The 16,495-nt window shown below is 59.3% G+C and carries 14 protein-coding genes and 1 tRNA gene; 4 read left to right on the top strand and 11 right to left on the bottom strand.

The annotated features are described in order from the left end of the window. Nucleotides 1-37: 37 nt before the first annotated feature. Nucleotides 38-634: a TM2 domain-containing protein gene (locus IDL90_RS08760; RefSeq protein ID WP_187995162.1), complete on the top strand. Its 597-nt coding sequence runs from the start codon at nucleotides 38-40 to the stop codon at nucleotides 632-634. A gap of 74 nt (nucleotides 635-708) precedes the next feature. On the opposite strand, the gene glnA is transcribed toward IDL90_RS08760, so the two are convergent. From glnA to IDL90_RS08725, 7 genes are all read right to left on the bottom strand, one after another. Continuing rightward, entirely contained in the window at nucleotides 709-2,130 is a 1,422-nt protein-coding gene (glnA, locus tag IDL90_RS08755; RefSeq protein ID WP_187995160.1) for a type I glutamate--ammonia ligase, read from the bottom strand. A 266-nt stretch (nucleotides 2,131-2,396) separates the two neighbouring features. After that, a complete protein-coding gene (locus IDL90_RS08750; RefSeq protein ID WP_187995158.1) occupies nucleotides 2,397-2,924 on the bottom strand; it encodes a hypothetical protein in 528 nt (175 codons plus the stop codon). A 183-nt stretch (nucleotides 2,925-3,107) separates the two neighbouring features. Continuing rightward, the gene (locus IDL90_RS08745) at nucleotides 3,108-3,878 is read right to left on the bottom strand and encodes an SDR family oxidoreductase (RefSeq protein WP_187995156.1); all 771 of its coding nucleotides are present in this window, start codon (nucleotides 3,876-3,878) and stop codon (nucleotides 3,108-3,110) included. Next, nucleotides 3,875-4,864 carry a DUF4862 family protein gene (locus IDL90_RS08740; RefSeq protein ID WP_187995154.1) on the bottom strand — a complete coding sequence of 330 codons (990 nt, stop codon included), beginning with the start codon at nucleotides 4,862-4,864 and terminating at the stop codon, nucleotides 3,875-3,877. The genes IDL90_RS08745 and IDL90_RS08740 overlap by 4 nt, the downstream gene beginning before the upstream one ends. 65 nt (nucleotides 4,865-4,929) lie before the next feature. Beyond that, the gene (guaA, locus tag IDL90_RS08735; protein WP_187995152.1) at nucleotides 4,930-6,528 is read right to left on the bottom strand and encodes a glutamine-hydrolyzing GMP synthase; all 1,599 of its coding nucleotides are present in this window, start codon (nucleotides 6,526-6,528) and stop codon (nucleotides 4,930-4,932) included. Then, nucleotides 6,525-6,887: an SDR family oxidoreductase gene (locus IDL90_RS08730; RefSeq protein ID WP_187995150.1), complete on the bottom strand. Its 363-nt coding sequence runs from the start codon at nucleotides 6,885-6,887 to the stop codon at nucleotides 6,525-6,527. Before IDL90_RS08730 ends, guaA begins: the two co-directional genes overlap by 4 nt. 135 nt (nucleotides 6,888-7,022) lie before the next feature. After that, nucleotides 7,023-7,505: a MarR family winged helix-turn-helix transcriptional regulator gene (locus IDL90_RS08725; protein WP_223175279.1), complete on the bottom strand. Its 483-nt coding sequence runs from the start codon at nucleotides 7,503-7,505 to the stop codon at nucleotides 7,023-7,025. On the opposite strand from IDL90_RS08725, the gene IDL90_RS08720 reads away from it, so the two are divergent. Both IDL90_RS08720 and IDL90_RS08715 read left to right on the top strand, forming a co-directional pair. Further along, entirely contained in the window at nucleotides 7,493-8,599 is a 1,107-nt protein-coding gene (locus tag IDL90_RS08720) for an alkene reductase (RefSeq protein ID WP_223175278.1), read from the top strand. The genes IDL90_RS08725 and IDL90_RS08720 overlap by 13 nt on opposite strands. Continuing rightward, nucleotides 8,556-9,503 carry a nucleoside hydrolase gene (locus tag IDL90_RS08715; RefSeq protein ID WP_187995148.1) on the top strand — a complete coding sequence of 316 codons (948 nt, stop codon included), beginning with the start codon at nucleotides 8,556-8,558 and terminating at the stop codon, nucleotides 9,501-9,503. The genes IDL90_RS08720 and IDL90_RS08715 overlap by 44 nt, the downstream gene beginning before the upstream one ends. 1,033 nt (nucleotides 9,504-10,536) lie before the next feature. Here the strand turns inward: IDL90_RS08715 and IDL90_RS08710 are convergent. The 4 genes from IDL90_RS08710 to IDL90_RS08695 all read right to left on the bottom strand — a co-directional run bounded on the left by IDL90_RS08710 (nucleotide 10,537) and on the right by IDL90_RS08695 (nucleotide 13,471). Then, nucleotides 10,537-10,613: transfer RNA gene (locus IDL90_RS08710), tRNA-Val, on the bottom strand. A gap of 100 nt (nucleotides 10,614-10,713) precedes the next feature. Beyond that, nucleotides 10,714-11,649 carry an alpha/beta hydrolase fold domain-containing protein gene (locus tag IDL90_RS08705; protein ID WP_187995146.1) on the bottom strand — a complete coding sequence of 312 codons (936 nt, stop codon included), beginning with the start codon at nucleotides 11,647-11,649 and terminating at the stop codon, nucleotides 10,714-10,716. Beyond that, nucleotides 11,646-12,926 (bottom strand): MFS transporter, encoded by a 1,281-nt coding sequence (locus IDL90_RS08700; RefSeq protein WP_187995144.1) that lies wholly within the window; start codon nucleotides 12,924-12,926, stop codon nucleotides 11,646-11,648. Before IDL90_RS08700 ends, IDL90_RS08705 begins: the two co-directional genes overlap by 4 nt. A 143-nt stretch (nucleotides 12,927-13,069) precedes the next feature. After that, nucleotides 13,070-13,471 carry a DUF3052 domain-containing protein gene (locus IDL90_RS08695; RefSeq protein WP_187995142.1) on the bottom strand — a complete coding sequence of 134 codons (402 nt, stop codon included), beginning with the start codon at nucleotides 13,469-13,471 and terminating at the stop codon, nucleotides 13,070-13,072. Between the two features lie 230 nt (nucleotides 13,472-13,701). Here IDL90_RS08695 and aceE point away from each other — a divergent pair, with 230 nt between their 5' ends. Continuing rightward, a complete protein-coding gene (gene aceE / locus IDL90_RS08690) occupies nucleotides 13,702-16,446 on the top strand; it encodes a pyruvate dehydrogenase (acetyl-transferring), homodimeric type (RefSeq protein ID WP_223175277.1) in 2,745 nt (914 codons plus the stop codon). Nucleotides 16,447-16,495 lie beyond the last annotated feature (49 nt).

The raw sequence follows: 16,495 nt of genomic DNA, 5'->3' as shown, positions 1-16,495 counted from the left end.
CATCAAATACGCGTCTACCAACGAAAAGCAGGGAAAAATGAGTGAAAAGAACCCGGGCGAACGATTCTCACCCGATGATCAAGACAGTGTGGTAGCGGATGAGACCGCAGCATTCACACCTCTGGCGACACCCGAAGGTGTTGTTTATGCCGAGGAGTCGGTCGAGACGAATTTCACCCCTCCACCAGCGTCTGAAATTCCACCTTTTGGACAGAGCGTTCCTCCCCCTCCGCAGCAGGGAATGCCTGCCGGGGCACCTTTTGGCCAACCCAACGCTCCCTACACGGAGGGTCACCAGCAGCCGGGCCAACCGTTCAATCAGCCCTTCCCGGCTCAAACCTATGAACAAGTCCGAGTTGAAGAGGTGCCGTGGAGTACGAAGAGCAAGCTGGCTGCAGGTCTCTTTGGGATCCTGCTCGGTTCGTTCGGCGTACACAACTTCTACCTGGGTTACACGGGTAAGGGAGTCGCACAGCTGCTGATAACTGTCTTGTCGTTATTCCTGCTGTCCTGGGTGTCCGCGATTTGGGGTCTAGTTGAAGGCATACTGATTCTGGCGTCCGAGGTCGGAACCCAGTGGGACCTAGACGCAACTGGTCGGCCAATGCGACCAGTCGGCCAAACCTCGATCTAGCTTTCACAGCCTGACACAGTTGGGGGTCGCTCAAACTTAAGTTTGAGTGACCCCCAACTGCATAATCGGAACCTCTAAATTGCGTAGTACAGATCAAACTCCATTGGGTGAGGACGTGTCCCAATCGAATGAATCTCTTCGCGCTTCAAATCAACCCACATCTGCAACAGATCGCTGGTGAAGACATCCCCGGCCAGTAAGTACTCGAAGTCATTCTCCAGAGCATCAAGCGCCTCACCAAGGGACGCGGGCACGGAGGCAATCTTCGCCTTCTCTTCGTCCGCAAGGTTATAGAGGTCCTTATCGATTGGCGCAGGCGGCTCGATTTGATTCTGGATTCCATCGATGCCAGCTAGGAGCATTGCGGAGAACGCTAGGTAGGGGTTCCCTGACGCGTCGGGACACCGAAACTCAACACGCTTCGCCCTCGGGTTCGTCCCCGTTATGGGAATGCGAATCGCTGCTGACCTATTTCCCTGGGAGTAAACCAACGAGGTCGGAGCCTCGTAACCAGGGACCAAACGGTGATACGAGTTCACGGTCGGGTTCGTGAACGCAAGCAGGGACGACGCATGCTTCAGCAGCCCACCAATATACCAGCGGGCCATGTCAGACAGCCCCGCATACCCGCCCTCGTCATAGAAGAGCGGTTTGCCGTTCTTCCAGATTGACTGGTGAACGTGCATGCCAGACCCGTTCTCACCAAAGAGAGGCTTAGGCATGAACGTCGCGCTCTTCCCAGCCTGCATTGCGGCGTTCTTGACCAGGTACTTGAAGGTCATGGCGTCATCAGCTGCCTTAAGCAGGGTGTCGAACTTCCAGTTGATCTCACTCTGTCCGGCCGTCCCCACTTCGTGGTGAGCACGCTCAACTTCCAACCCTGCGTTCTCCATGTGAACCACGATGTCGTCGCGAAGATCATCAAAGTGGTCGGTTGGGGCCACCGGAAAATATCCACCCTGCGATGGCGTCTTGTATCCCAGGTTCCCCCCCTCCTCCTCACGTCCGGTGTTCCACGATGCGCCGTGCGAGTCGAGGTGGAAGTAAGAGGACTGAGGCTTTGTCTCAAACCTGACGTCATCAAAAATGTAGAACTCTGCCTCCGGGGCGAAGTATGCGGTGTCACCAATGCCTGTTGACATCAGGAACTTCTGCGCCTTCCTCGCGATGGCGCGTGGATCACGAGAATAGGGAGTACCTGTCTTTGGGTCGTGAACAAAACACGCGATGTTGAGTGCCTTCACCTCACGGAACGGGTCCACATAGGCGGTCGCCGGATCGGGGAACAACACCATGTCCGACTCGTGAACTTCTTGAAACCCGGTGATTGACGACCCGTCGAAGTTGAGGCCCTCTGTGAAGACCTCTGGCCCAAAAGACTTCGCCGGAATAGTGAAGTGTTGCATCACGCCGGGGATATCGCAGAAGCGCACGTCAATATTGCGCACTCCCTGGTCCTTGATGTAGGCCAAAAGTACGTCAGCGCCTTGCAACATTCCGTGATCCTTTCGCTGGATTCAGCCCGCGTGTGCAGCGGCCACCGCCGGGGCTCCGAACACAACCCGCATTTCTGCGCCCTGCGGCGAAAAAAGTATAAGCGCACGAACCCTAGCCACCGCGTGGGCGTTCCAGGTTTCGGGTCGCCTGTGCCCGCCAGTAAGCGATCTCACGGAAAGAAGAGGGTGGACACCGACCTAAGTCGATGCCCACCCTCCTATGTCAACCATCCGGGACCTCGCTGCCCGGGCGGTAACTCCTTGCTTTAGGCCTCGGCCTTGTCGACAACCTTGGCAAGAGCCTTGGCTACACGATCTGCGTCAGCCTCCACATCCTTGCCGAGGTATTCCTCATCAAGTCCAAGCTTGTCCAAGCCCTTGAGAACGTGTGAGGCTGCTGCCTTGGCGTCACGCTCCAGGTGCTTCGCGACACGCTCGATGACCTTGGCGATGTGCTTCTCTGCGTCGTCCTCGACCTTGACTGCGTGCTCTGCTGCGCACTCAATGGCCTTGTCGCTTTCGCCCTTCTCCTGCTTCTCAGCAAGAACGGCGTAGGCGTGGTCAACACGCTTGGCTTCGTGAAGGACTACTTTCTCCAAGTACTCGATGTGGTGCTTTGCGAATGCCGCATCGAGAGCAACTTCGCGCTCAACGCGCTTTACTTCGCGAGCCTCGGCCTTGTCCGTGTGCTCAACCTGCTTCTCAAGGCGAGCAACCTCATCTTCGTAGACCTTCGAAGCATGCTTCTCAGCGTCGACGACCTTCTTTTCCCACTCAGCAGCTTTCTCTGCCATTTTGAATCCTCCAAAAGCTGGTTCACAGCCCAGGTAGGCAAGCGTTGAGGGAGCACAAAAATCACTCCCACTACTCAACCCTACGACCAGAAGATCAAACTCGCTCGCTGAAATGTACGATCTTTCTCCAACTCGAACAATCCGGTAGATTCCGTATGAAAATACCCTCTGACGACATGGTTTCTAGAGCCCCACCGCATCCTTAACCGCGAGCTGCCTGCGCACCACGTCCGTGTTCGTCGACTGGGCAACCGGGCGGAGCACCATCAGATCCACGTTGACGTGTAACGGAGCGTCGAGGCTCCAGCGAATTGCCTCCGCAACGTCGCTCGCAACGAGTGGCCCCTCAACTCCCGCATACACATCCTCAGCAGCGCGAGCATCTCCTAACCTCACCAGGGAGAACTCCTCGGTTTTCACCATGCCCGGAGCAATCTCCGTGACCCTGATCGGCTCGCCTGCCAACTCGAGGCGCAGCGTCGTGGCGATCTGCCGTTCTGCGTGCTTCGCGGCGGCGTAACCACCGCCTCCCGGGTAGGTGCCATGTGCTGCTGTGGAAGTCACGAAGACCAGTGACCCTCCCCCATTCCTTCGAACCAGTGGCAAACATGCCTGCGTGAGGTTCAGGGTTGCCATCACATTGATGTCGAACATGCGCTTCCAACGCTCAGTGTCGGCCTCGTCGATCCGATCAACACCGAGGGCGCCACCCGCAACATTCACCACAGCATCAAGCCCAGCGGATCCGGCAAACTCTGCGAGGGCCGCAACGTCCTCGTCCCTGGTGAGATCCGCTGTGAAGACCTCACAACCGGTTTCTTCCGCGAGGGTTTCAAGGCGATCGGTGCGCCTAGCAGTTGCCACAACATCCCAGCCATCCGCAACCAACACGCGCACGGTTGCGCGGCCAATCCCACTGGAAGCGCCTGACACCAGCGCGCGTCGCGACGTCATGAACGCTTGGCCCGTTCTACCCCGTCGAGGGCGTCTGCGACCATTTGTAGACGCTCAGCAACCGTGCCGGCGGGATGCGCCCAACCGACCTTGACGCCCAACCATTGTGGAGCGTTCGCGTCGCCCGCAGATCGTGCGGCACGCAACGCATCCGCAACCCTCTCCTCAGTCAAGAGCGAGGTCGGGTCTCCCAGCTGGTGCTGTGGCGAACGCTGGAATGCGTGGTGGGCATCGATCCACGCGTATCCCGCCTCACCCTCACGATCTGCCGCGCCTGAGAAGATAATCCCATCCAGCAGCCCGCTGGCAGCGGCCTCGCCAACCTGGTCAGCGACCTGATCCCCACCGCGTAGTTCAATAGCGCACCTCCCCCAGTTCATGCTGATCTTGACGGGGGCTCCCGAAGCGCGAATCGCCGCAATTTCGTCCTCGAGCCTGAGGAATCCCTTCTCCGGAGTCTGACCGGAAATGAACGCATCACAGTGTTCAACCAGGAGCTGCGCGCCGTCCCAGTCCCACGTGGCGACCTCGGCAAGGCTGGCCGCAAGCGCGTCAGCAGTGCCGGTTCCCCGCGGCGCTGAATGCAGCTCTACCGCAGACACTACCTGCCGTCCGACCTCATCATTGAAGCGCCGCACGTCACCAAGAAGTTGCTTCGTGGTGGCTAGCGCCTTGTTGCGCGCGTCCTCGTCGGGGGATGCCAAGCCGAGTTCGTCCGCCGTTGACATAACATTCCCAATGCCCGTCACGACAGCCGTGAATCGCGAGGGAAAGTGGGTCAGCAACCACCGGTCATCGTGGGGATGAAGACGTCCAAGCCAGGGGATTTCGAGGGCATTCACGCGAGGCATGGCCGCCAGTCCAGAGTAGAACTCCTCTTCGAGGTCGGGGTGCCAGGTGCCGTGGGCTGGGGATGCCGCGTAGGCACCCACAACGTAGGAGGTAGTTTTCGCGGTGGGGGCATGCTGCGTTGAGGAAGTGCTCATGGTGCAATTACACCACGCAATTGCAGGATCGAGCTGCCGCCCCCGGTTGATCACGTTGGAGAGCTCTACTCCCACTCGATGGTGGCCGGGGGCTTCGATGTCACATCAATGACCACACGGTTCACCTGCGGCACCTCATTCGTGATGCGGTTCGATATCTTCCGCACTACTTCGGCGGGTAGCTCGGTCCAGTCCGCCGTCATCGCATCCTCGCTAGAGACCGGACGCAGAACGATCGGGTGCCCATACGTGCGACCATCCCCCTGCACACCAACCGACCGCACGTCAGCAAGCAGGACAACCGGGCACTGCCAGATTTCTTCGTCGAGGCCGGCTGCGGTGAGCTCCTGGCGGGCAATCGCATCCGCTTCCCGGAGGATCTCGAGCCGCTCCTCAGTCACTTCGCCAATTATGCGGATGCCGAGGCCGGGACCCGGGAATGGCTGTCGCGAGACAATCACTTCGGGGACCCCCAGCTCGCGCCCGACCGCCCGCACCTCATCCTTAAACAGCGCACGCAATGGCTCCACCAGCTCGAATGTCATATCTTCTGGTAGGCCTCCAACATTGTGGTGGGACTTGATGTTGGCCGTACCTGAACCGCCACCGGATTCGACAACGTCCGGGTAGAGGGTTCCCTGAACCAGGTACCTGATCGGTTCAGAATCGACGTTTTGGCGCGACTCGGCAACGAGGTTTGCCGCGGCTTCCTCAAACACTCGGATGAACTCGCGGCCAATAATCTTGCGCTTTTCTTCAGGGTCCGTCACGCCCTCGAGGTGGCGTAGGAACTGCTCCCTCGCATCCACCGTGACCAGCCGGACTCCAATCGCCTTTACGTAATCCTCCTCAACCTGGCGGCGTTCACCCTTGCGGAGCAGGCCGTGGTCGACGAAGACACAGGTGAGCTGCTCCCCCACAGCCCTCTGTACGAGGGCGGCGGCGACAGAGGAGTCGACCCCTCCAGACAGCCCACAAATTACTTGGGCGTCGCCAACTTGCTCGCGGATCCGTTCCACCTGCTCCTCAATGATGGAGTCGGGATTCCATTCGGGTGCGATTCCCGCGGCCTCATGCAGGAATGCTTCGAGGACGGCTTGACCCTGCTCAGAGTGCACCACCTCAGGGTGCCACTGCACGCCGTAGAGTCCCCGTTCCTCATCTGCGAATGCGGCCACGGGGGTGGCATCCGAGGACGCAAGGACTTCGAAACCGTCGGGAGCTTTGCTAACAGAGTCCCCGTGGCTCATCCAAACAATCTGACTCTCTGGCTGGCCCGCGAAAACGGTCGAGGACGCGGCGGCCCCAGATAAGGTCAGCTGCGTCGAACCGTACTCACGCTTCCCCGTGCGGGCGACCTCACCACCTAACGCGGTTGCCATGGTTTGGAACCCGTAGCAAATCCCCAGCGTCGGAATGCCCAAGGAGAGGATCCCCGCATCGAATGCCGGGGCGTCCTCGGCATACACGCTGGAAGGGCCACCGGAAAGGATAATTGCCAGGGGTCGCATGCGGGCGACCTCCGACGCGCTGATCGAATGCGGAACGATCTCGGAATACACACCCGCCTCGCGGACGCGCCTCGCGATAAGTTGCGCGTACTGGGCGCCGAAGTCAACGACAAGTACTGGTCGGACGGCAGTTGGAGAAGCCTGTTCGTTCACTCGCGCCAGTATAGTAGCCCGCGGAACGGCCGCGTTTTCGCGCGTGTCTGGCCGTACCTATTCGCGCCCAGCTTTGAGCACTCCGGAACGAACCGCCGCAACAACATTGATGCAATCACAATGCCCGCTCCTCCCTTGGCGATCACTTTGCCAAACTCATCCAGAGTGTGCGCAACGCCAAGCAGGTCAACGTGAAGGATTGCGTCGGCCGATGCCTGCGCCGGGGATAGCCCCGCAGTGTGAACTACCGACTTCACACGTCCGAGGGCATCTGCAGCCCTTGCGACCTCGGCTACCGACTCAGCGTTGGAGACATCAACCCTATGGGTGACGACCTCGAAGCGTGGCGTTCTTGACACCCACGCGAAGACCGCCCTGTTTTGTCAGCACGGTGGAAGCGTAGCGCATACCGGACAGTCATGTCCGGTAGTGATTGCTCGTGACGTCCTAGCCGTACAGCAGCGCACGGCAGATGGAGCGCGGTTGCGCGACCGTCAGTCAGTGAACTCTCGGGACTTCGCGATAGCCTCTGCCAGAGAGCACTGCATCTTGCCGAGAAGACGCAGCATGGACGCGAGCTCCTCCTCACTGAGGCCGCGGGTCACACAGTCCTCGAGTTCCCGCCACGATGCTTCAACGTCCTCCCTTGCACCAAGGCTCGCAGGGGTCGCTTCGACTATGGTTGCGCGTCTGTCATGTTCACAGGGAACGCGACGCACGAACCCTCCGGCCTCGAGACGCTGGATTGTGCGGGTCATCGTTGCCGAATCTGTCCCAAGCATTTTGGCCAAGTCAGCCTGACGCTGCGGTCCTTCCACCCACAGGCGCATCATGACCAGCTCTTGGGACGGGTGCAGCCCCACCTTGCGAAGCAGGGTTCCCGCGAGGACGCGGTGGAGTCGCGCAACACCGATGATGGCCTGCGTCAGGTTGCCCGAGTCGACAGCGCATCGCCATGGCACCCATGACGCGTTCACGCGCGACAGCCGAGGGCGCCCTCGCCACACCCCTGATGGCGGAGTACTATGCACAGCGCGCAGGTGCGGGACTGATCATCACCGAGGGAATCCAGCCCTCTGCGGTTGGACAGGGCTACACGAACACGCCGGGTCTTCACTCAGCCGAGCAGGTTGAAGCGTGGAAGCAGGTGACAACCGCCGTTCACGAGGCCGGGGGCGTTACTTTTGCTCAGCTCATGCACGCGGGTCGCATTGGTCACCGGGCGACCCTGCCCGAAGGAATGGTCCCCCAGGGGCCGTCGGCTGTGCAGCCTCAAGGCAAGATCTTCACACCTCAGGGACTACAGGAGTTTGAGGCTCCCCATGAGCTAACTGAGGCGGAGATACAGTCGACCATTGCCGACTTCGCCCACGCCGCCAAGAATGCCATTGCCGCCGGGTTCGACGGTGTGGAAATCCACGGCGCCAACGGCTACATCATCCAGCAGTTCCTCTCCGTGAACGCGAACCAGCGCACCGACAGGTGGGGAGGGTCAGCAGAGAACCGCCGTCGCTTCACCCTCGAAGTTGCCCGGGCTGTGGCCAGCGAGATCGGTGCAGAGAGGACTGGGATCCGCCTCTCCCCCGGCTCAACCATCAACGATATTGTTGACGACCCCGACACTGCCGCGACATATGTGCCTCTTGTGGAGCAACTGGGGGAGCTCGACCTCGCCTACCTCCACATTGGCGAGCAGTCAGAACGCGACCTCACCCTGGAGCTGCGCAAGGCTTGGCCCAACACTTTTATCTTGAACCCGCGCACCGGGTTCGGAAACCCAACCGGCCCGGACGCCCTCGAACTGATCGAGGACGGGACAGCCGACATGATTTCCTTCGGTGCACTCTCTATATTGCCAATCCCGACCTGCCCGTCCGACTCCGTTCTGGCGGTCCCTTCAACACTCCGATTCCCAGCGCCTTCTACGGTGGCGGGGCCGAGGGGTACACCGACTACACGATGCTCGCATAGCCCCAGATCCTCTATCATTTGCCCAAGAGTCAATCTAGGGAACGGTCGAGGACGCAATGACGCACAACATTATCTTGGATGTCGACACTGGAATCGATGACGCGATGGCCATCATGTTCGCCGCGCGCCATCCACAGGTCGCCATCAAGGCAATCTCCTGTGTGGCTGGAAACACCTCTGTTGATCGAGTTGGTGAGAACACGCTACGCGTCCTCGACCTCATCCACGCACCCGATATCCCCGTTGCGATCGGCGCGCGCCGACCTCTGATCGAAGAGGCACGTTCCGCGTCTGAGGTTCACGGAGAGTCGGGGCTAGGGAGCGTGAGTCTGCCACCCTCGCGGCGGAAACTGGACGATTGTGGCGCTATCGAGCTGTTGCGCTCCACTCTGATGAGTTCAGATCAGCCCATAACGATCGTCGCCCTCGCCCCCCAAACTAACATTGCCCTACTGCTGCGGACCTATCCCGAGGTGGTGGACCATATCGAGCGGATCGTGTTCATGGGCGGCGCGGTTGGCATTGGCAATGCCACTGCGGCAGCAGAGTTCAACGTGTGGCACGACCCCGAGGCGGCCCACATCGTCCTCAACTCCGGTGTTCCGCTCACCATGTACGGGCTGGACGTCTTCTTCCAGGTTCGCGCAAGTGACAAGCAGATTGAAGACTTGCAGCAAAGCGGCGATCCTGTCGCTCATGCCCTGGGTGAACTGCTTGGCTTTGAGGCAGTAGATGAGGCAACCGGGCAGCCGTGGTCAAACCCAATCATTGGTGACGCAGGAGCAGTGTGCGCTCTGGTCGCTCCGGAGTTGTTCACGTTCGAAACCCACCCCACCCAAGTGGAACTAGCACCGGGCATCGGAAGAGGTCAAACGCTGGTCGATCGTCGAGCGGTCCAAGTTGACCACGATCGGGAGCCCTGGCCGGAAGTGCAGATTGCGGTTGGTTGCAGACCTGAAGACGTGCTCGGACTCTTCCTCGAAACTGTCCTCCACCGCCCCTGACGAAATCAGAAAGCCGAGAAGCACTCGCCGCGCTCTAGGGACCCGTAGATTGTGTCGGCCGCATTCCCGAAGTCGGACGTCCAGACCTTCGTGGTCACGAAGATGTCTTCGCGCGGTACACCAGTGCGGACGATCCTGCAGCCAACATCTGCCTCATTCCCATAGATTAGATGCGAGCGGTATCGATCGGCTTGAAGCCACCATCGAGGGCGTGATACACCAACTCCTCGGCCTGCGCGTTAGAGAGGTTGGACGTACCGATTCCCAGGATCGGCATCTCCTCACCGCTGTTCAGTAGACGGTGCCGTCGGTCAGGTCGAACACTCCGACGCCGTCGGCACCGCTTTGCTGCTGAGTGGTCGGAGCGTCGGATTGGCGAGCCTCCGAGTTCAGCTGGCTGATGCTTTGCGGTGATGAACTCTGGCTCTACGTTGTCCTTGTGTCAGCAGAACTACATCCGCCCAGTGCGGCTGAGACCAGAAACGCTGGCACAAGTAGTGTTTTCTTCGACATGACAATCCTCCATGGGCTTCGTTCTCAGGGTTACACCTTCGACGATATGCGCGCGAAGACGTGGCAAACAGGGAGCGGTACACCCCCTCAAAGGTCACCGATGTCTTCAGCTCCACTCACCCTAGGTCGCCGATGTCTACCTAGGGCGCCATTGTTGAGACGAATTACCGGCGACCTATGCTGACCAAGGCGACCCAGCGAAGATCAGCCGCGTCGCAGGAGTCAGTCTGCGACGCCGAGCCCGCCTAGGAATACCGCAACCACCCCTCCAGTTTCACGAAATGTATGCGTGGGGAACAGGAGAGCCTCTGGGGTAGGCACCCCAGGGCCTCCCTTCGTCCCCACGTATACATTTCACGCTGTGACGCTTGGACGGCGCCCTGAAACGTTGAAACTGGATGCGCACTAGGCACGTGAAAACCGGATGTGGAGGCGGCATATTGAATACCAATGTGAATAGGGAGTGTTGAAATGGGATTTTGGACTTCCGAGATATCCGCGTCATTGCAACGAAAAACCCTGGTGGGCCCAGAGGGACTCGAACCCCCGACATCCACGGTGTAAACGTGGCGCTCTAGCCAACTGAGCTATAGGCCCTGCAGTTACTGTCCGCGCCTCACGCTTCAAGCAACCGTTACATCATAGTGGTAAACACTCGTCTGTCCCAAAACGCCGCCCACCAGCTTGAGGGTGTCCTTCACCACTGCTTGGGCACTTCCCCATCCGCTAGGAAGTCCGCACTGACTTCGTAGAGGCGATCGACCTCGCCAGCCACCATCGTCTCGAAGAAGGCGAAAGCATGGATCATGCCCATGGCTACAAGGAGGTGAGCAGAGGAACCCGCAGCCCTCATGGCCTCAACGTATGAGACGGCCTCGGAGAAAAGCGGATCATATTCTGCCGCAATCACCAACGTATCCGGCATCGCATCATTGAAGGGTCCGAGCCCAGGTGAAGCCTGCGCCCGGTCATCGCTCTCGTTGAAGTAGTTGTCGAAGTACCACTGAACACGCTCTGCTGACAGGAAGTAGTTCTGCCCGTAGGTGTCCATGGTCTCCCCCCTCATCGTGTAATCGAGGCTGGGGTAAAGCAGCACCTGCCGGTCAATAGGCGAACGCCACTCCCCACGTGCAACTCTTTGAGCGATGGATGCCAGCTTCGCGGCACCACCCGAATCTGCAAACCCGTGGATCTTGCCCGTGACCCTCACGCCCGGCAATCCGTGACTTAGCTCCTGAAGGGCCGCATACGTCTGTTCGAGGCCGATCGGATATGGCGCCTCCGGCGACCGAGCGTAATCAACAGAAACAACCACCATCCCGGAAGAACCCGCTAAGCGGCGGGCTGAGAAGTCGTAAACATCGAGGTCCCCGGCCATATGCCCACCTCCGTGAACGAAGAAGACCACGTCGCAGGCTTCTTCGGGTTCAGGGATGTAGATACGCACCGGAATCCCGCCCAGTGCTGATTCACGAACCTCTGCTACAGCCACCGCCGGGAGTGCGAACTGATTCAAACTAGCAAGCGCAGCGCGTGCTGAATCCGGGGTCGGTTGGACGCCCTCGGCGGCAGCCTTCACGACGAGTGGGTTCAACTGGTCCAGGTACTCGCGAAAAGCAGGATGAAGACTCATGAAGCCACCGCCAATGCGTTCTGCTTCTTAAACCAGCGCCAGATCAAGAATGTCCCGATCAGGAATGTGGCCTCCGCAAAGACGATGAAGATCATCGGGGCCACTGAGACCGGGATGTTCGTACCCGCTACCAACCCACCCGTGGCATCTGCAATCGCAGCGAAAATCATGATGATGACGACCGACCCCGCGTAGCTAACTGCCCAGAAGATGGAGAAGGTCACCGCGATTTGGCGAGGTGTGACACCCGGTCGAATGAACGCGGTCTGCACGAAGAAGGGCATTGGGAAGAAGATCACGAAGCCAAGGATGACGCCGATGAGAACTTCAAGGCGATGCCCTGACATCGCAAGTACTGCGGCTGCAGCAATCACTTGCGCGAGGGCGCACCACACAACAACAAGTGGCTTTGTCGCGTTGTCTGTTTTTGCGGAGACTACCGTCCCGCTCAGCGCCCCGACGATCCCCGCGTAAACCACCCAGCGGATCGTCGACGGATCCATGAATGTGAATGCGACGATGTAGTAGCTCAAGAGCCCGGTATATGCGAGGGCGAAAACCCAGTTGAACCACTCTTTGAAGCCATCCTTCATCGTAAAGGAAGTGTCCTGGGCCACCTCTTGCGCGGGTTCCGGGCGCAGAACCATCCTGGAGACGATCCACCAGGCGATGAGGAGGATTAGGGACAGCGAAGCAGCAATGAGGACGCCAATGATCGGCCGCCCCACCACCATTCCACCGAACGTCATGGCAACCGCGAGGCCGGTGTTGAAGGCAACAGAGCCAATACCGTTGGCGATCTGCAAATCGCGGCCGGTGAGGACCTTCGCCGCGATAGCGGACCCCATCACAACCATGAGGGCTCCACCAAGCCCCATGACGAAGCGGATGAAGAAAACCAACGGGAAAGCCTGAGTAAGGGAAACCAGTCCGCCGAAGACGATCAATGCGCCAGCCAGTGCATAGGAGTTGCGAATCCCCATCCGCACAATGACATTGGCAGCAACCAGGGATCCAACGACCTGCGCGAGCGTAATCGCGTTGGTCATAACCGCAGTTCGAGAAGCGCTAAACCCCAGGCTCGTCACATACATGTCGCCCCAGTTCCAGGCGAGGGCGAACAGCATGTAGCTGGTGAAAGTGGTTGCGACCAGCAGGATCTTGCGCGATAGAGAAAGATCAGCGTAGAGGTGGCCAACCATGTCAGCCATGGAAGTTGATGTGGGAGAGCACGCCTCAGAAGAGGGAGATTTGGGCACCTTTGCAACGTTCGACATTTTCGTGTTCCCTTGGGTAGTGCCGTCCCAATGGCGGCAGACACCTAATGTAAGCACACGCCAGTACCCCGAGGCGTCAAGTCGACAAGTGTCTCAGCAGTTGTCCAATGTCAGAACACTGCCAGCCGTAGAGTATGCGCTATCTACCTCTTGCGAGGGCGCGCCACCAGGCGCATTGCAGCCCAATCAGGAGCCACCGACGTTGCGGTCGTAGCCTTGAGGCCCGCGGTCTTCGCGGCCTCAGCAACCTGGTCGATCGGGACAGACGACTTCCGCCCCGGCTTTGGCGTCATCACATAGACAATGCCACCACTGTCATCCAGGTTGGCACTGGCATCCATCAGGACATCAGCCAGGTCCTCTTCAAACGCATCTTCCTCGCGCCACCAGATGAGGACACCATCAACCATGTCCTCGTAGTCCCAGGCGACAATGGTTCCGCCGGTCTCCTTTTCAACGGTTGCCCGCAAATCGTTGTCCACATCCTCGTCAAAGTAGAACTCTTGCACTACCTGACCAGAAGCAAAACCGAGGCCCTCGCCCACCTGTCAAACCACCTTCCGAATGGATACAGTCTCTATCGGTCACGCATTAGCCTGGCCGATAGATCAAACCCTATTCTATAGCGGCGCTGTCGGTGCAAATGAGACGCTCGATTTGTCGGTGAGTCCAAGTTCATGGCCCCAAAGTCCCAGATCTGTCGCCAAGATGACCCCGATTGTTGGACAATAGGACTATGCCAGCCCACCGAACGTGGGCACTCAAGACTTCAAGGATGTGGTTGCTAGTGACTCCCCTGAACAGGCCAGTCGTAAACGGAATGCTCAGCCAGGTACCCGACAACGACCCCGATGAGACGCAGGAGTGGATTGATTCTCTCGAGGGCCTTATTGCAGAAAAAGGTGCGCCGCGAGCGCGCTACCTTCTGCTGCACATGTTGGATGAGGCCCGTCGTCGTGACGTGTCGATCCCGCTTGAGACAACAACTCCCTACATCAACTCCATTCCTGTAGAGCAGGAACCTTACTTTCCCGGTGATGAGGCAATGGAGAAGCGCTATCGCATGTGGATCCGCTGGAATGCGGCCGCAATGGTGACCCGCGCTCAGCGGCCCGGGGTTGGGGTCGGCGGACACATTTCTTCTTACGCTTCAGTTGCCACTTTGTACGAGGTCGGACTGAACCACTTCTTCCGCGGCAAGCAGCACCCCGGCGGCGGCGACCACATTTTCTTCCAGGGTCACGCCTCCCCCGGTAACTACGCACGCGCGTTCGTTGAGGGGCGCCTTACCGAGGACGATCTGGACGGATTCCGTCAGCAGGCTTCGACGGAACACGGTCTTCCCTCTTACCCGCACCCCCGCCAGCTTGACTGGTTCTGGGAGTACCCGACCGTTTCGCTCGGCCTCGGCCCCGCAGCCGCCATCTACCAGGCTTGGGTTGACCGCTACCTGCACCTTCGCGGCCTCAAAGACACCAGCCAACAGCACACCTGGGCATTCCTCGGTGATGGTGAGATGGATGAGCCAGAATCCCGTGGCCTCCTGCAGATGGCAGCGGTCCAGGGCTTGGACAACCTGACATTTGTCGTCAACTGCAACCTGCAGCGCCTCGACGGTCCCGTGCGCGGTAACGGACAGATCGTCCAGGAGCTGGAGGCATTCTTCAAGGGTGCAGGCTGGAACGTCATCAAGGTCCTCTGGGGCCGTGGATGGGACCAGCTGCTCGCCGCTGACAAGGATCACGCCCTCGTCAACCTGATGGGTAACACCCTGGACGGCGACTACCAGACATTCAAAGCAAACGACGGCGCGTACGTGCGTGAGCACTTCTTCGGTCGCGATCCACGCACCAAGGCGATGGTTGAGAACTGGAGTGACCAGCAGATTTGGGATCTGCGTCGTGGCGGCCATGACTACCGCAAGGTCTACGCAGCCTACAAGGCAGCGATGGAACACACCGGCCAGCCCACCGTGATTCTTGCCCACACCATCAAGGGTTACGCCCTCGGCCCGTCGTTTGCTGGCCGCAACGCAACCCACCAGATGAAGAAGCTGTCCGCAGACGATGCGAAGCTGCTACGTGACCGCCTGCAGATTCCGATCACGGATGAAGAGCTGGATGCAAGCCCGGGCGCTCCGCCCTACTACCGTCCTGCCGAAGACGATCCGGCACTGCTGTACATGAAGGAACGCCGCCACGTCCTCGGCGGATACCTGCCGGAACGTCTGCCGAATGACCCGCGGTGGGAGACCATTCCGGACAAGCCTTTCAAGTCACTTGAAAAGGGCTCCGGAACCCAAAAGGTCGCCTCGACGATGGCGTTCGTTCGCGCACTGAAGGACCTGATGCGCGACAAGGAAGTCGGCAAGTACGTCGTGCCGATCATTCCGGATGAGGCGAGAACGTTCGGCCTCGACTCAATCTTCCCGTCAGCAAAGATCTTCAACACCCACGGGCAGAACTACACGTCGGTCGATGCCGACATGATGCTTTCCTACAAGGAGTCCACCGAGGGCCAGATTCTGCACACCGGCATCACCGAGGCCGGATCAGCAGCGGCCCTGCAGGTTTCGGGTACTGCTTACACGACCCACAATGTCCCCTTGCTGCCGGTTTACATCTTCTACTCGATGTTCGGATTCCAGAGGACAGGCGACCAGTTCTGGGCGGCGGCCGACATGTTGACCAAGGGTTTCGTGGTTGGCGCAACCGCTGGCCGCACCACCCTGACAGGTGAGGGCCTGCAGCACCTTGATGGCCACTCGCACCTGCTGGCGTCAACAAACCACGGCTTCGTTTCCTATGATCCGGCGTACGCGTACGAAATCAAGTACATCTTCAAAGACGGTATCAAGCGGATGTATGGCAAGGACGACCCGCGTGACCCGAACATCCTCTACTACCTGACGGTTTACAACGAGCCGATCGTTCAGCCTGCTGAGCCTGAGAATCTAGATGTCGAGGGCGTTCTGCGCGGTATCTACAAGGTGGATGACCACACGAATAACGGGGGCCTCAAGGCACAGATCCTCGCATCGGGTGTGGGCGTGCCGTGGGCTCGCGAAGCTCGTCGTCTTCTTGCTGAGGACTGGGGTGTTGACGCAGCCGTTTGGTCTGTGACCTCATGGAATGAGTTGCGGCGCGACGGGGTTGAGGCCGATGAGCACAACTTCTTGCACCCGAATGAGGAGTACCGCCACCCCTTCATCTCCCGCCAACTGGCTGGAACCGAAGGCCCGTACGTTGCGACATCCGACTGGTCCACCATGGTCCACGACCAAATCCGCCCATGGATCCCGGGCCGCTACCTGACGCTGGGCACAGATGGCTTCGGCATCTCGGACACTCGCCGCGCTGCACGCCGCTTCTTCCACGTTGATGCTGAGTCGACAGCCGTGCGAGTCCTGCAGGGACTGGTTTATGACGGGAAGCTGGACCACTCTGTGATCCAGCAGGCTATCGACAAGTACGAACTGTTCGATTACTCAATCGATGCGGCTCCGCGCCTGGAGAACTAACACTAGTCGCTCCAAGTCCGTGCGGACCCGTGAAAATGCCCCGGTTGGC

Source organism: Schaalia sp. JY-X159 (assembly GCF_014525425.1).
GTDB lineage: Bacteria > Actinomycetota > Actinomycetes > Actinomycetales > Actinomycetaceae > Scrofimicrobium.
Note: the sequence above shows the minus strand (reverse complement) of the source record. Positions and strands in the feature narration are given on the sequence as shown.

What these genes read in the sequence shown, in the direction of transcription:
- IDL90_RS08700 (WP_187995144.1), bottom strand. Translation starts at nt 12,926, where the DNA reads ATGTCGAACGTTGCAAAGGTGCCCAAATCTCCCTCTTCTGAGGCGTGC.
- IDL90_RS08705 (WP_187995146.1), bottom strand. Translation starts at nt 11,649, where the DNA reads ATGAGTCTTCATCCTGCTTTTCGCGAGTACCTGGACCAGTTGAACCCA.
- IDL90_RS08740 (WP_187995154.1), bottom strand. Translation starts at nt 4,864, where the DNA reads ATGAGCACTTCCTCAACGCAGCATGCCCCCACCGCGAAAACTACCTCC.
- glnA (WP_187995160.1), bottom strand. Translation starts at nt 2,130, where the DNA reads ATGTTGCAAGGCGCTGACGTACTTTTGGCCTACATCAAGGACCAGGGA.
- IDL90_RS08720 (WP_223175278.1), top strand. Translation starts at nt 7,493, where the DNA reads ATGACGCGTTCACGCGCGACAGCCGAGGGCGCCCTCGCCACACCCCTG.
- IDL90_RS08760 (WP_187995162.1), top strand. Translation starts at nt 38, where the DNA reads ATGAGTGAAAAGAACCCGGGCGAACGATTCTCACCCGATGATCAAGAC.
- IDL90_RS08750 (WP_187995158.1), bottom strand. Translation starts at nt 2,924, where the DNA reads ATGGCAGAGAAAGCTGCTGAGTGGGAAAAGAAGGTCGTCGACGCTGAG.
- IDL90_RS08715 (WP_187995148.1), top strand. Translation starts at nt 8,556, where the DNA reads ATGACGCACAACATTATCTTGGATGTCGACACTGGAATCGATGACGCG.
- IDL90_RS08745 (WP_187995156.1), bottom strand. Translation starts at nt 3,878, where the DNA reads ATGACGTCGCGACGCGCGCTGGTGTCAGGCGCTTCCAGTGGGATTGGC.
- aceE (WP_223175277.1), top strand. Translation starts at nt 13,702, where the DNA reads ATGTGGTTGCTAGTGACTCCCCTGAACAGGCCAGTCGTAAACGGAATG.